General features: G+C 66.8%; 15 protein-coding genes. 10 read left to right on the top strand and 5 right to left on the bottom strand.

From position 1 onward, the window contains the following. Window positions 1-32: 32 nt before the first annotated feature. The 9 genes from RZE79_RS10750 (at window position 33) to hemP (ending at window position 8,458) form a co-directional block, all read left to right on the top strand. Entirely contained in the window at window positions 33-1,043 is a 1,011-nt protein-coding gene (locus RZE79_RS10750) for an FAD:protein FMN transferase (protein WP_319360401.1), read from the top strand. Then, complete coding sequence (locus RZE79_RS10745) at window positions 1,040-2,404, top strand: sulfite reductase subunit alpha (protein WP_319360400.1); 1,365 nt, start codon at window positions 1,040-1,042, stop codon at window positions 2,402-2,404. The genes RZE79_RS10750 and RZE79_RS10745 overlap by 4 nt, the downstream gene beginning before the upstream one ends. Before the next feature lie 237 nt (window positions 2,405-2,641). Further along, window positions 2,642-5,020: a catecholate siderophore receptor Fiu gene (locus RZE79_RS10740; RefSeq protein ID WP_319360399.1), complete on the top strand. Its 2,379-nt coding sequence runs from the start codon at window positions 2,642-2,644 to the stop codon at window positions 5,018-5,020. A 103-nt stretch (window positions 5,021-5,123) separates the two neighbouring features. Continuing rightward, a complete protein-coding gene (locus RZE79_RS10735; protein ID WP_319360398.1) occupies window positions 5,124-5,804 on the top strand; it encodes a Fe2+-dependent dioxygenase in 681 nt (226 codons plus the stop codon). 111 nt (window positions 5,805-5,915) lie between these two features. Then, a complete protein-coding gene (locus tag RZE79_RS10730; RefSeq protein ID WP_062473051.1) occupies window positions 5,916-6,188 on the top strand; it encodes a bacterioferritin-associated ferredoxin in 273 nt (90 codons plus the stop codon). A 104-nt stretch (window positions 6,189-6,292) separates the two neighbouring features. Continuing rightward, on the top strand, window positions 6,293-6,982 hold the full coding sequence (locus RZE79_RS10725; protein ID WP_373696568.1) for an energy transducer TonB: 690 nt from the start codon (window positions 6,293-6,295) through the stop codon (window positions 6,980-6,982). Between the two features lie 22 nt (window positions 6,983-7,004). Beyond that, complete coding sequence (locus tag RZE79_RS10720; protein ID WP_319360397.1) at window positions 7,005-7,721, top strand: MotA/TolQ/ExbB proton channel family protein; 717 nt, start codon at window positions 7,005-7,007, stop codon at window positions 7,719-7,721. An 8-nt stretch (window positions 7,722-7,729) separates the two neighbouring features. Next, window positions 7,730-8,143, top strand: coding sequence for a biopolymer transporter ExbD (locus RZE79_RS10715; RefSeq protein WP_192196031.1), 414 nt, complete (start codon window positions 7,730-7,732; stop codon window positions 8,141-8,143). Window positions 8,144-8,245: 102 nt separating this feature from the next. After that, window positions 8,246-8,458 (top strand): hemin uptake protein HemP, encoded by a 213-nt coding sequence (hemP, locus tag RZE79_RS10710; RefSeq protein ID WP_099796208.1) that lies wholly within the window; start codon window positions 8,246-8,248, stop codon window positions 8,456-8,458. 183 nt (window positions 8,459-8,641) lie between these two features. Here the strand turns inward: hemP and RZE79_RS10705 are convergent, their stop codons facing one another. Next, window positions 8,642-9,049: a heme-binding protein gene (locus RZE79_RS10705; RefSeq protein ID WP_153285081.1), complete on the bottom strand. Its 408-nt coding sequence runs from the start codon at window positions 9,047-9,049 to the stop codon at window positions 8,642-8,644. A 171-nt stretch (window positions 9,050-9,220) separates the two neighbouring features. On the opposite strand from RZE79_RS10705, the gene RZE79_RS10700 reads away from it, so the two are divergent. Beyond that, window positions 9,221-9,922, top strand: a complete 702-nt coding sequence (locus tag RZE79_RS10700) for a Bax inhibitor-1/YccA family protein (protein WP_062479032.1) — start codon at window positions 9,221-9,223, stop codon at window positions 9,920-9,922. A gap of 46 nt (window positions 9,923-9,968) precedes the next feature. On the opposite strand, the gene rlmD is transcribed toward RZE79_RS10700, so the two are convergent. The 4 genes from rlmD to RZE79_RS10680 form a co-directional block, all read right to left on the bottom strand. Further along, a complete protein-coding gene (gene rlmD, locus RZE79_RS10695; RefSeq protein WP_319360396.1) occupies window positions 9,969-11,405 on the bottom strand; it encodes a 23S rRNA (uracil(1939)-C(5))-methyltransferase RlmD in 1,437 nt (478 codons plus the stop codon). 66 nt (window positions 11,406-11,471) lie between these two features. Then, window positions 11,472-12,545, bottom strand: coding sequence for a sigma-70 family RNA polymerase sigma factor (locus tag RZE79_RS10690; protein WP_319360395.1), 1,074 nt, complete (start codon window positions 12,543-12,545; stop codon window positions 11,472-11,474). A 4-nt stretch (window positions 12,546-12,549) separates the two neighbouring features. Continuing rightward, window positions 12,550-13,458, bottom strand: coding sequence for a peptidoglycan DD-metalloendopeptidase family protein (locus tag RZE79_RS10685; protein ID WP_153285085.1), 909 nt, complete (start codon window positions 13,456-13,458; stop codon window positions 12,550-12,552). 11 nt (window positions 13,459-13,469) lie between these two features. Then, window positions 13,470-14,246, bottom strand: coding sequence for a protein-L-isoaspartate(D-aspartate) O-methyltransferase (locus RZE79_RS10680; protein WP_319360394.1), 777 nt, complete (start codon window positions 14,244-14,246; stop codon window positions 13,470-13,472). Window positions 14,247-14,250: the final 4 nt, after the last annotated feature.

Raw genomic sequence — 14,250 nt, 5'->3', positions numbered from 1 at the left:
CCCTGCAGCCCGCACCGTCAGCACCCGCTCCCTTGAGCCTTTCGTTCAGCACCTGGCGCGCGGGCGGCTACGCCAACGCGGCCGTCCCCCGTCGTGCCGATCCCGCCAGCCTTCAGCAGCTCGGCGGGCAGACGATGGGCACGACCTGGTCGCTGCGCTTCGACAACCCGCAGATGCTGCCGCTCGCGCAGGTGCGCGAGGCGGTCGAAGCGGCGCTCGCGCGCGTGATCGCGCAGATGAGCCATTGGGAGCCCGACTCCCTCATCAGCCGCTTCAACGCCGCGCCCGCCGGTTCGCGCCATGCGCTGCCGGCCGAGTTCGCACAGGTGATGCAGTGCGCCCTCGCGTGGGCGCAGGCCAGCGGCGGCGCGATCGATCCGACAGTCGGCGCCTTGGTGGCGCGCTGGGGCTTCGGCCCCGCAGCGTCGCAGGACAACGCCCTGCCCTCGCCCGACGCGCTGGCCGCGATCCACTCGCACGTCGGCTGGCAACGGCTGACATTCGATGCGGCCGACCACACGCTGCTGCAACCCGGCGGCGTGCAGCTCGATCTCTCCGGCATCGCGAAGGGTTTCGCGGTGGACCATGGCGTCGACGCGCTGCGCGCGCTCGGCCTCACCGACCTGCTGTTCGAGATCGGCGGCGAGCTGCGCGGCATCGGCCGACGGCCCGGCGGCGCGCCGTGGCAGGTGCAGGTCGACACCGAGATGCCGACCCCGCAACGCATCGCCCTGGCCGACATGGCCGTGGCCACCTCGGGCGACCGCTGGCACCGGCGTGCAATCGAAGGCCGCAGCTGGTCGCACACCATCGATCCGCGCGACGGCGAACCGGTGGCGCATGCGTTGGCCAGCGTCACAGTGTTGCATCCGCAGTGCATGCAGGCCGATGCGCTCGCCACCGTACTGACCGTGCTCGGCCCCGACGAGGGCCTGGCCTTCGCACAGCAGCGCGACATCGCAGCCCTGTTCATTTCCCGCGCCGAGGACGGATCGATCTCCGAGTGCGCCACGCCCGCGTGGCAGGCGCAGGCCGGCGCATGACCGAGACCTTGTGGCGTGCGCTGGGCGCCAGCGCGACGGTCGCGGCCTATGCCGCGCTGTGCCTGGGCATCTACGCACGCCAGCGACGACTGCACGCCATGGCCGCCCGCGAAGCCGCGGCGCTGTCGGCCGGTGACGGCGCGCAAGCCTCGCCCACCCTCGTGCTGTTCGCCAGCCAGACAGGCCAGGCGGAGACCATCGCCTGGCAGACCGCGCGGCGACTGCGCGCGGCGGGCACCGCGGTACGGGTGATGGCACTCAACGCACTCGACAGCGCCACACTCGCATCGGCCCGCCGCGCCCTCTTCGTGGCCAGTACCTACGGCGAGGGCGATGCGCCCGACGGCGCCAGCGTGTTCGCCGAACGCGTGATGGGCGCGCCGCTGGCGCTGCCTTCGCTTCGCTACGCCGTGCTGGCGCTGGGTGATCGCCAGTACACCCACTTCTGCGGCTTCGGCCGCGCGCTCGATGCGTGGCTTCACACGTCGGGCGCGATGCGCGACTTCGACCCCATCGAGGTCGACAACAGCGACCCCGCCGCGCTCGCCGACTGGCAGTCCCGCTGGGGCGACGCGCCAGACGACATCGACCACGCCCCCGCGAACTTCGCGCCGTGGCGGCTCACGCGGCGCGAACTGCTCAACGCCGGCAGCACGGGCGGCCCGGTCTTTCACCTCGGCCTGACGCCGCAAGCCGGCGCCCTGCCGCATTGGGCCTCGGGCGATCTGGTGCAGGTCGCCGTCGCGAGCGATCCGGCACGGCCACGCGACTACTCGATCGCCTCCCTGCCCGCCGATGGCGAGCTGCAACTGCTCGTGCGCCAGGAACAGCACCCCGACGGCTCGATGGGCGCCGCGTCGGGCCTGCTCACCTCGACGCTCTCGGTCGGCGACACCGTCGCGCTGCGCCTGCGGCCGCACCGCGGCTTCCAGCTCGAAGGCAACGAGAACGGTCCGCTGATCCTGATCGGCAACGGCACCGGGCTGGCCGGCTTGCGCGCCCACCTGCGCGCGCGCGCCGCCGCCGGGCGAAAAGACAACTGGCTGGTGTTCGGCGAGCGCCAGTCCGCGCACGACTTCCTCTGCCGAGAAGAAATCGAAGCCTGGCAGGCCGACGGCACGCTCGCGCGGCTCGACATGGTCTTCTCGCGCGATCAGGCCGAGCGCTTCTACGTGCAGCATCGCCTGCTGCAGCTGGCCGACACGCTGCAGGCCTGGTTGCGCGACGGCGCGGCCGTCTATGTCTGCGGCAGCCTGCAGGGCATGGCGTCGGGCGTCGACGCAGCGCTGCGGCAGATCGCCGGCGACGACCTCTGGGCCGAGCTGTCGGCCAGCGGGCGCTACCGCCGCGACGTCTACTGAACGGCTCGCGCGGCGGGCTCAGTTGCGTCCCGGCAACGGGTGGCGAGAAACTTTTGGCTTAAGAGTTCACTTTTTAGCACCTTGGTATTGAGAAGCAATATCATTTGCATCGATTTGCAAAAACCCTCGCAAATCAGCTCACCCAGCCAGTCTTGCCGCCCTTTTTCTCCCTGAGAGTGCGCCGCCCGGACCCAGCCAGTCGAGCTCTGCCCGCCCGCCCTTTCTGGAGAAAACAACATGGCCTATATCAAGAGCCGCAAACACGCCGTCGCCCGCGCCGTTCCTCACCTGTCGGGTGCTGCCGCAGCCACGCTGCTGGCCATCGCAGCCCCCGCCGCCTTTGCCCAGACCGGACGGGCACTGCCTGAAGTCCGCGTGCAGGATTCGACCGCCGCCGACTACAAGACCGACACCTCGGCCAATCCGAAGTTCACGGCCCCGCTGGTGAACACGCCGCAGACGATCCAGGTGATCAAGGAACAGATCATTCGCGAACAGGGCGCGACCACGCTCACCGAAGCGCTGCGCAACACCGCCGGCGTCGGTACCTTCTTCCTCGGCGAGAACGGCAACACCAACACCGGCGACGCCGTGTTCATGCGCGGCTTCGACAGCTCCAGCAGCATCTTCGTGGACGGCATCCGCGACCTGGGCTCGGTCTCGCGCGACATGTTCAACATCGAGCAAGTTGAAGTGGTGAAGGGCCCGTCGGGCACCGACGTGGGCCGCACCTCCCCCACCGGCTACATCAACCTCGTGACCAAGAAGCCGAAGCTCGAAGACAGCTTCCTGGGCTCGCTCGGTTTCGGCAGCGCCGACTACAAGCGCGGCAGCATCGACTGGAACAAGTCGCTCAGCGGCGCCAACGGCATCGGCGCCGCGTTCCGCCTGAATGCGGCGATGGAAGATGCCGGCGTGCCCGGCCGCGACTTCGTGAAGAACAAGCGCACCGCCATTGCACCGTCGCTCGCGCTCGGCCTGAACTCGCCCACGCGCTTCTACTTCGATTACCTGCACGTCGACCAGGACAACGTGCCCGACGGCGGCGTGCCGACCATCGGCCTGCCCAGCTATTCGAACCCCGATCCGGTCGCCCTGGGCGCACGTCGCCGCAGCTTCCTGAACTACGCGGCACCGGTCGATCCGAAGAACTTCTACGGCACCGCGTACGACTTCAACAAGGTGACGGCCGACATGTTCACCGCGCGCGTGGAGCACGACTTCACGCCCGACATCACGCTGCGCAACACGACCCGCTACGGCAAGACGAAGCAGGACTACATGCTGACGTCGTTCATGCTCGCGGGCCTCGCAGCAACCGGCCGGCCCCCGGCAGCCGGCGCCGCCTTCCTGGACACGCCGATTCCGGGCCTGCCCGCGTCGTGGACGGTCACGCGCAACTCGCCGACCAACAAGAACCAAGAAAACACGATCTTCGTCAACCAGACGAACGTGACCGCCAAGTTCAACACCGGCAGCCTGAGCCACTCGCTCAGCGCGGGCGTCGAGCTGATCCGTGAAGAGCAATCGAGCCTGGGCTACTTCAGCCCCGGTGCGACGTTCAACGGCAAGGTCGTGCAGAACGGCGCCTGGCCGGTGGCCAACCTGTACGCGCCGAACCCGTACGTGAACGGCTACAACCGCATGCTCAGCGGCGCCGACAGCAAGGGCGTGACCAACACGGTCGGCCTCTATGCCTTCGACACCGTCAAGCTCAACGAGCAATGGCAGATCACCGGCGGCCTGCGCTTCGACCACTACAACACCTCGTTCCAGAGCGCGGCGCTGTCGACGGCCGCGAACAACCCCGGACTGCCGGTCGGCACGCTGGTGCCCTCGTCGCTCAAGCTGTCCGACAACCTGTTCACCGGCAAGATCGGCGTGGTCTACAAGCCCGCGAAGAACGGCAGCATCTACGCAGCCTACGGCACCTCGGCCCAGCCTCCGGGCGGCGCGAACTTCTCGCTGTCGGCCGCCGGCACGGGCAACAGCGCAGCACGCACCGACTTCCTGCCGCAAAAGGCCAAGACCTTCGAGGTCGGCACCAAGTGGGACGTGCTGGACGACAAGCTGTCGCTGACCGGCGCGATCTACCGCACCGACGTGAGCAACGAAGTCGTGCAAGACCCGACCAACACCGCGCTGTACTACCAGAGCGGCAAGAAGCGCGTGCAGGGTATCGAGCTGGGCGTGGCGGGCACCATCACGGAACGCTGGGGCATGAGCGCCGGCTTCACGACGATGGACACCAAGGTGCAAAGCGGCCCCAACGTCACCGCCGACGGCACCAACGTGCTGACCTACACGCCGAAGAACTCGTTCACGGCCTGGACCACCTACCAGTTCCCGTTCGGCCTGACGGTCGGCGGCGGCGCGCGCTACAACGGCAAGCTGCACCGCGGCACCGACGGCGCGGTGGGCACGCCGGCGTACATCGATTCTTACTGGGTGTTCGATGCCATGGCGTCGTACCGCATCAACAAGAACATCGACATCCAACTGAACATCGCCAACCTGTTCGACAAGCAGTACGCGGCTGCCATCAACAAGAGCGGCTACCGCTACACGCCGGGCACCCCTCGCTCGGCCAAGATCACCGCGAACTTCGCGTTCTGATCCCGACGACCACGTCGCTCCTGTGCCGGCCCTTGCGGCAGGCGCAGTGCGACACTCAAGCCCCGGCCAGCGCCGGGGCTTTTTTCTTGTGGAGTTCGCTGAAATGATGCTGCATGTGCCCGACGTGCTGAGCCCAGACCAGGTGCGCGAGATGCGCGCCGCGCTCGACGCCACCCAATGGGTCGACGGCCGAGAAACCGTGGGCGACCAGGGCGCGCAGGTGAAGCGCAACCGCCAGTTGCCGGAGTCGTCACCCGTCTCGCGCGAACTCGGCGCGACCATCCTGGCCGCGCTCTCGCGCCACGCGCTGTTCTTCTCGGCAGCACTGCCTGCGCGGTTTGTGCCGCCACTGTTCAACCGCTACGAAGGCGGCGAACACTACGGCGTGCATGTCGACGGCTCGGTGCGCGCGGTGCCGGGCAGCAGCCAGCAGCTGCGCACCGACCTGTCGTGCACCCTCTTCCTGAGCGACCCGGAAGACTACGAAGGCGGCGAACTCGAAGTGATCGACACCTACGGCTCGCACGAAGTGAAGCTGCCGGCCGGCGACCTGATCCTTTACCCGGCGAGCAGCCTGCACCGCGTGCACCCGGTCACGCGCGGGGCACGGGTGTGCTCGTTCTTCTGGCTCCAGAGCATGGTGCGCAGCGACGCACAACGCGGAATGCTGTTCGAACTCGACCAGACCATCCAGAAACTGCGCGCCCGCCTGGGCGAATGCGAGGAAACCGTGGCGCTCACCGGCCACTATCACAACCTCTTGCGGCTCTGGGCCGAGGTGTAACACCGGCTTGCAAACTCAGGCGGCATGTCAGTCATAGTTATTGCAAATGCGATGGATTCTTATTTATAATGAGCCACATTCAACAGCCAGCCAACTGCCGCTTTCACCGCCATGATCGTTTGCGTCTGCCGCCGAGTCTCTGACCGTGAAATCGCACGTCATGTGCGAGCCGGCATGACTTTCGACGAAGTCCAGTTCGAACTCGGCGTGGCCACCCAGTGTGGTCAGTGTGAAGGTTGTGCGCGCGACATCGTGGCGCAGTGCAGCGTCTCTCACCCGGTCGCCGCCTTGAATTGCGAATCGGCGCCGAGAGCGATCCAGCTTGCCAACTCCATCAAGGAAAGCAAAGCATGGAACTCGTCTCGGCTCTCGGCGGCAGCCTGATCCTCGTCGCCGGCTCTGTCTGGTGGATTTTTCGCAAGTAGCGTCTCTGTAGCGGTTTTGCTGCAATCGGGGCACGATTTGTAGTGCCCGCATTCGAATGGTTGATCGTGTCTGACCGCTTTGCCCCCCCTCCCTCTTTCCTTGGCCTGTCGCGCACTGTCGTCATTGCCGGCGGCGTGATCCTGTTTCACGGCGCCGCGCTGTGGGCGCTGCAAAGCGGCCTGCTGCGCCGGGCCGCCGAAGTGGTGATTCCCGTCGAGATCCTGAGCCAATTCGTCGAGCCGCCGAAACCCAAGGCCGATCCGCCACCCCCGCCTCCTCCGCCGCCGCAACCCAAGGTGAACAAGGCGCCCCCGCCGCCGCGCCCGCAGGCCATCCGCGAGCCCAAGCCGACGCCTGCGCCGGCTGCGCCCGTCGGCACCGCGGAGCCGCCGCCCCCGGCCGCGCCGCCGGCACCGCCCGCGCCGCCAGCCCCTCCCGCACCGCCGCCGGCACCTCCGGCGCCGCCCGCCGTGCAGCTGCCATCGAGCAATGCCGACTATTTGCAGAACCCGAAGGCGGTCTACCCCGCCATGAGCAAGCGGCTCGGTGAGCAGGGCAAGGTGATCGTTCGCGTGCTCGTGGGCGCCGACGGCCTGCCCAAGAGCGCCGAAGTCAAGAAATCCAGCGGCTTCGATCGCCTCGACGAGGCGGCCGTGGAATACATCATGAAATGCCGGTTCGTGCCCGGCAAGGTCAACGGCGTGGTGCAGGCCATGTCTTACGACGCCCCCGTCAACTACGTCCTGAACTAATTTTTCTCTGGAGCAACTTCGTATGGATTCCCAATTTGGCTTGATGAACGTCTGGAATCAGGGCGACTTCGTCACCAAGGCTGTCGCGGTTCTGTTGATCGGCATGTCCCTCGCGTCGTGGATCGTGATCATCGTGAAGGCGCTCGACGTCGTCCGCTACAAGCGCTTCGCCAAGCGCTCGCAAGACTTCTGGCACAGCGAAGACTTCGCCACCGCCCTGAACAAGCTGGGCGCCGACGACGGCAACCCGTTCCGCGCCCTGGCGCTCGAGGGCCGCGAAGCCGCCGCCCACCACCGCAACACCAAGGCGCACCTGCATGACGCGCTCGACGTGAGCGACTGGATCACGCGTTCGCTGCGCAACGGCATCGACGCCTTCACGGCACGCCTGCAGACCGGCCTGGCCATCCTGGCTTCGGTAGGCTCGACGGCGCCGTTCATCGGCCTGTTCGGCACGGTCTGGGGCATCTATCACGCGCTGATGAGCATCGGCTCGGCCGGCCAGGCGACCATCGACAAGGTGGCCGGCCCGATCGGCGAAGCACTGATCATGACGGCCCTGGGCCTGGCGGTCGCCATCCCCGCCGTGCTGGGCTACAACGCCCTGGTGCGCGGCAACAAGTTCGTGCTGACCAAGCTCAACAGCTTCGCGCACGACCTGCACGCCTACTTCGTGACCGGCGCCCGCGTGCAAAGCGGCAGCGGCGAAGCCGTCGTGGTTCCGCTCAAGAAGGGCTGAGCAGCATCATGGCTTTCGGAACCCAAGACGAACCCGATGAGGTGATGAACGAGATCAACATGACGCCGCTGGTCGACGTCATGCTGGTGCTCCTGATCATCTTCATCATCACCGTGCCGGTCATGAAGCACGCCGTGAACATCGATCTGCCCCGCGCCAGCAGCGAGCCCGAGCAGCCCAAGCCGCAGAACATCCTGTTCAGCGTCACGGCCGACGGTTCCTATTACTGGAACGAAGAGAAGATCGACGACGGCCAACTGCCGAACCGCCTGGCCGCCGAAGCCGCCAAGGAACCGCAGCCCGAGCTGCACATCCGCGGCGACAAGGCCGTGCGCTACGAGCGTGTGGCCAAGGCCATGGCCGAGGCGCGTGAAGCCGGCGTGCGCAAGATCGGCTTCATCACCGAGCCCGACACGAAGTGACCTCAACGAATGAGCAAATGATCGAAAAAAGTTGATCGCGACGATTGACTTTATATTGAGAATCATTATCATTCACTCATCGCTTCCCTAAAGGAACTCCAGATGCCAGCCACCCCGAATGCTTTTTCCGTTCTGAACCACCCTTCGCTCGACCAATCGGGTGGCGGTCATGCATCGATCCAGGTGGCGCGTCCGGCGCCGATGGTCGAAAGCACGGAGCTTCTGAAAGGAAGCAAGACCGTGGGCATCATGCACAACGGCTCGCTCTACCGGCTTCAAGCCACCAAACTCGGCAAGCTGATCCTGACCAAGTAGGTCGATCAGCCGCCCCTCGCGCAAGTTTCATCGTGGGGCGACTCGAGGAGATTCATCTCCGAAGGGTCGTTTTTTGCTAGCCAACGGTTCGCCGACTAGCCAAGCTTTTTTTCACGCTGAAGCCCCGAAAACGAAAACGCCGACCATCTGGTCGGCGTTTTGCTTTGGGCGAAGCGAAAAGGCTTACAGGCCGAGTGCGGCGATGCCGGCCTTGGCGACTTGCGCGTCTTCGTTCGACTTCACGCCGCTCACGCCCACGGCGCCGATGACGTGGCCGTCCTTGACGATCGGCACGCCGCCTTCGAGCAGCCCTTCCACCAGGGGCGCCGTCAGGAACGCGGTGCGGCCGCCGTTGATGATGTCTTCGTAGACCTTGCTGTCGCGACGGCCCATGGCGGCGGTGTGTGCCTTGGCGGGGGCGATGTGCGAGGACAGCGCGGCGGCACCGTCCAGGCGCTGCAGCCAGAGCAGGTTGCCGGCGTCGTCGGAGATGGCGATGGTCACGGCCCAGTTGTTCTTCAGGGCCTCGGCTTCCGCTGCAGCGGCGATGGCCTTGACGTCGGCGAGTTCGAGGAATGATTTGGTCTTCATGAATAAGCTCAGGTTGCGTCGAAACCCGACAGCATAACGGCGGGGCGCCGCAGCGTCCCGCCGGGGTTTAAGAACATCGGGCATACGGTCTTTGCAATACCCCCTCTTGCAGCCCCCTAGAATGCGCCCAACTGCGTGTCATTGCATGCAGCAACCTCAGGAGCTTCGGCCATGAACGACCGTGTGACCACCCTCGACACTTCCACCGGCTACGGCCAGACACTGCCGCAGGCCGAGCGCCAGCGCGTGCTGCGCAACACTTACTGGCTGCTCGCGCTGAGCCTGCTGCCCACCGTGCTGGGCGCCTGGATCGGCGTGAGCACCGGCATCACCCGCTCTCTCACCGGCGGGCTCGGCCTGATCGTCTTCCTCGGCGGCGCCTTCGGCTTCATGTTCGCGATCGAGAAGACCAAGAACTCGGCCGCCGGCGTGCCGGTGCTGCTGGGCTTCACCTTCTTCATGGGCCTGATGCTGTCGCGCCTGCTCGCGATGGTGCTCGGCTTCAAGAACGGCCCCGAACTGATCATGACGGCCTTCGGCGGCACCGCCGGCGTGTTCTTCGTGATGGCCTCGCTGGCCACGGTCATCAAGCGCGACCTGTCGGGCATGGGCAAGTTCCTGTTCGTCGGCGCCCTGGTGCTGATGCTCGGCGCCGTCATCAACGTCTTCGTGGGCTCGAGCACCGGCATGCTGGTGATCTCGGTGGCGGCCATCGGCATCTTCTCGGCCTACATGCTCTATGACCTGAAGCAGATCATGGACGGCGGCGAAACCAACTACATCAGCGCCACGCTGGCCCTGTACCTGGACATGTTCAACGTGTTCCAGAGCCTGCTGGCCCTGCTGGGCATCTTCGGCGGCGAGCGCGACTGAGCGGCTTCCCCCGACCCCAAGAAAAAAGGCCCTTTCGGGCCTTTTTTCATTCCAGCTCGAAGACCGCGATCGACTCGACGTGCGCCGTGTGCGGGAACATGTTCACCACGCCCGCGAAGGTGCAGCGGTAGCCCGACTGGTGGACCAGCAGGCCGGCATCGCGCGCCAGTGTCGACGGGTTGCAGCTCACGTACACGATGCGTTTCGGCGGCGTCCAGCCATTGGCGCGAAGTTCGGGCTGCTGGTGCAGATCGGCCATCGCCTTGGCCAGCGCGAAGGCGCCTTCGCGCGGCGGATCGACCAGCCACTTGTCGGCACTGCCGTCGGCCACCAGCATCTCGGGCGTCATTTCGAACAGGTTGCGCGTCACGAACTGGGTGGCTGACAGCGCGCGCCGCTCGGGCGTTGCAGGCTGATTTCTCTTGAAGTTCTCGGTCGCGCGCGCCACCAGCGTGTCGCTGCCCTCGATGCCCAGCACCTCGCGCGCCTGGCTCGCCAGCGGCAGCGTGAAGTTGCCCAGGCCACAGAACCAGTCGATCACACGCTCCTCGGGCTGCACGTCGAGCAGGCGCAGCGCCTTGCCGACCAATGCGCGATTGATGTGCGGGTTGACCTGCGTGAAATCGGTCGGCTTGAACGGCATCGTCACGCCGAACGCGGGCAGGCGGTAGGCCAGTGGCGTGCCGCCCTCTTCCAGCAGCTTCACGGTGTCCGGGCCCTTGGCCTGCAGCCACCATTGAACACCCTCGTTCTCGGCCGCAAAGGCCTTGAGCCGCCCGATGTCAGCGCCCGACAACGGCTCCAGGTGCCGCAGCACCAGGGCGATGGTGCCCAGCGCGGTCGAGCCCGGCGCGTCGCCGCAGGCCAGCTCGATCTGCGGGCAGGTTTCGCGCGCGTCCATCGAGCCGATCAGCGCGCGCAGCGGCATCAGCATGGCGCTGACCTGCTTGGGCAGCACGGGGCAGACCTGCATGTCGGCGAGGTAGCGGCTCTTGCGCTCGTGGAAGCCGATCAGCACTGTGCCCTTCTTGACCACATGGCGCACCGACAGCCGAGCCCGGTAGCGGTAGTGCCAGGCCGGACCTTCCAACGGGCGCAGCAGGTTCTCGGGCTTGACCTTGCCGAGGTGCCAGAGGTTGTCTTCGAGCGCCCGCTGCTTCACCGCCACCTGGGCTGCGGCGTCGAGGTGCTGCATCTTGCAGCCGCCGCACGCGCCCGTGTGCAGGCCGAAGTGCGGACAGCCGGGGCGCACGCGCTGCGAGGATTCGCGGCGGATCTGCGTGACCGTGCCTTGTTCCCAGTTGTTCTTGCGGCGATGGACGTTGAACTGCACTTCCTCGAAAGGCAGTGCGCCCTCGATGAACACGACCATGCCGTCGGACTTGTGTGAAACGCCTTGCGCATCCAGGTCGAGCGACTCGACCTGGAGCCATTCATCGGCGGGGCTCGCGGGGACTTTCTTTTCTTCGATGGATTCCGTCATCCCCCGATTGTCTCAGCGTGGCCGGGGTGGTCTCGCGCGGCGGGTTACCTTCGTTCTTTGAGGCGACTAGAACAGCGCGTCGCGACCCACGCCGGAGCGCGCTAGCTGCTTGCGCATCTTGGCCAGCGCTTCGTTCTGGATCTGCCGCACGCGCTCGCGCGTCAGGCCCAGCCGCACGCTCAGGACCTCGAGCGTTTCGGGCTCCCGGTCGTGCAGGCCGTAGCGACCCTCGAGCACTTCACGCTCCCGCGCGTTGAGGGCCTGCACCCATTGGTCGAGCAGACGCTCCACCTCGTGCGTGTGCGTCACGGCGGCCGGGTTGCCCTGCTCGTCGTCGGAGGCCACGGTGTCGGCCAGTGTGAAGCCCTCTTCGCCGTGCGCGTCGCCTGCATCGAGCGAACGCGGCGCCTCGGCCAGCGCCAGCAGGTCGGCCACGGCCTGCACGTCGCGACCGAGCAGCGCGGCCATGTCCTCGACGCGCACGCCGTCCGGGCGGCTCGCCATGAAGTCGGCGTCGCCTTCGAGCGTGCGCCGCGCCCTCAAGACTTGCTGCAGCTCGCGCACGACATGCACTGGCAGCCGGATCGCCCGCGCCTGCGTGATGGCGGCGCGCTCGACCGATTGGCGGATCCACCAGGTCGCGTAGGTGGAGAAGCGGAACCCACGCTCGGGCTCGAACTTGGTGATGGCGTGCATCAGCCCGAGGTTGCCTTCCTCGATGAGGTCGGACAGCGGCATGCCGCGCCCCAGGTAGTTCTTGGCAATGTTGACCACGAGCCGCAGGTTGTGCTCGATCATCGATTGCCGCGCGGCGAAGTCGCCGGCGCGCGCGGCGCAGGCGGTGGCGTACTCCTCGGCGGGGGTGAAGAGCTCGGTGCGCCGGACCTGGCGCAGGTAGATGGTCAGGGCATCGGCGCCCTCGCCGCCCATAACCTCGGCCGTGGCACCGTGAAGCGGGGCCGGTGCTGCGGAAGAGGTCGACGAATCTGCGGTGGAGTCTTCGGGAAGGGCGTCTGCGCTCAGCGGCTCGTCGCCGCTGTCCTGGTGACCATTGCGGCCACCGTTGCTTGACGGTGAAGGGCTGCCCTGCCCCGCCAGCCCGCGCACGGGCAGTGTGCGGCGAGGGCGGGAGGCAGCCATGGCATCACCGGTTGGGCAGGTAACGCGACGGGTCGACGGGCTTGCCCTGGCGGCGGATCTCGAAATGCAGCTTCACGCGATCGGCGTCGCTGTTGCCCATTTCGGCGATCTTCTGGCCCTTCTGAACCGACTGGTCTTCCTTCACGAGCAGCGTCTGGTTGTGCGCATACGCCGTGAGGTAGGTGTTGTTGTGCTTCAGGATGATCAGGTTGCCGTAGCCGCGCAGGCCGGCACCGGCGTAGACGACACGGCCGTCGGCCGCGGCCAGCACGGGATCGCCGGCCTTGCCGCTGATGTCGTAACCCTTGTTCTTGGCTTCGTCGAACCCGGCGATCAGCGAACCGCTGGCAGGCCAGATCCAGCCCAGATCATCGTCGCCCGAGCTGCTCGGGCCCGAAGGCGAGGCCGTGACGGGCGGCTTGGTCGTGCCGCTCGCGCCGCTGGCGGGCACGGTCGGCGTGACGCTGGCCTGCGGGGTCACCGGCTTGGTCGTCGCCTCAGTGGCCGACGGCGCCGTGGTGGACGGTGCCGCGGCAACCGCCGTGCTCGCGCCTGTCGGCGGAATCACGCGCAGCACCTGGCCGACTTCGATCAGGTCGGGGTTGTCGAGGTTGTTCCAGCGCACGATGTCCTGCCAGCGCTGGCCGGTTTCGCTGCCGATGCGACGGATGGAGTCACCGGGACGCACGGCGTAATAGCCGGGCTTGCCGTAGTTCTCGATGCCGGGAAGCGGCTTGCCGGACGCATCGGTCGTGATGGGAGGACCACCGGGCGTCGTCGCCCCGGGTGCGCGCGTCATCGTGCCCCGGTCTTCGACCGGTGCGGGACCACGCGGTGCGGAGCAGCCCGCGATCACGAGCACAACGGCCAGCGTGATCCCTGCGAACAAACTCCGATTGCCAAAACCCTGCATTTGTTATTCCTTCAAGCGATGCCCGATTTTAGGGGGACAAAGTGAACCGCCTCAAGAATGCGCCGCTCGAGTCCCCGAGGGGTCTTGTCGATCACGACGAGGGCTTGTCCACCGGTGGCGGAATGGGTCGGCGCGACGATGCGACCACCCACCGCAAGCTGCGTGATCCAGGCCTCGGGCACAGCCTCGCCGCCGGCCGCGGCGATGATGCCCGCGTAGGGCGCGCCCTTTGCGTAACCGATCATGCCGTCGCCCAGCATCAGATGCACGGTGGCCAACCGGAAGTGCCGCAGGTTGATGCGCGCGCGCTCGTGCAGCCCACGCAGGCGCTCGATGCTGTAGACCTCGGTGGCCACTTCGTTCAGCACCGCGGCCTGGTAGCCGCAGCCGGTGCCAATCTCGAGCACGCGCCCGAGCCGGTCTTGCGGTTTGCCGACCAACGCCGGTGCGCCGAGCAGCAGCTCGATCATGCGGGCCACCACATTGGGCTTGGAAATGGTCTGACCCAGCCCGATCGGCAGGCTGGTGTCTTCGTACGCCTGGTTGACCAGCGCGCTGTCGACAAAACGGTGCCGCTCGACCGCGCCCATGGCACGCAGCACGCGCGCGTCGCTGATGCCCTGGGCCGCGAGCCTTTGCACCATGCGTGCCCGTATGGCATCGGAGGCCATCGAGGGCGTGGACGGCACCATCGGCTTGACCGGCACGGCGGGCATGCGCCCGCGCGTAGCGGCCGAGGCGGTGGGGGTCAGTCGAACCGGAAAACTGGGCCGCGGAGGGGTCGCCATGTCG

It is taken from the genome of Variovorax sp. EBFNA2 (assembly GCF_033802765.1).
GTDB lineage: Bacteria > Pseudomonadota > Gammaproteobacteria > Burkholderiales > Burkholderiaceae_C > Variovorax > Variovorax paradoxus_H.
Note: the sequence above shows the minus strand (reverse complement) of the source record. Positions and strands in the feature narration are given on the sequence as shown.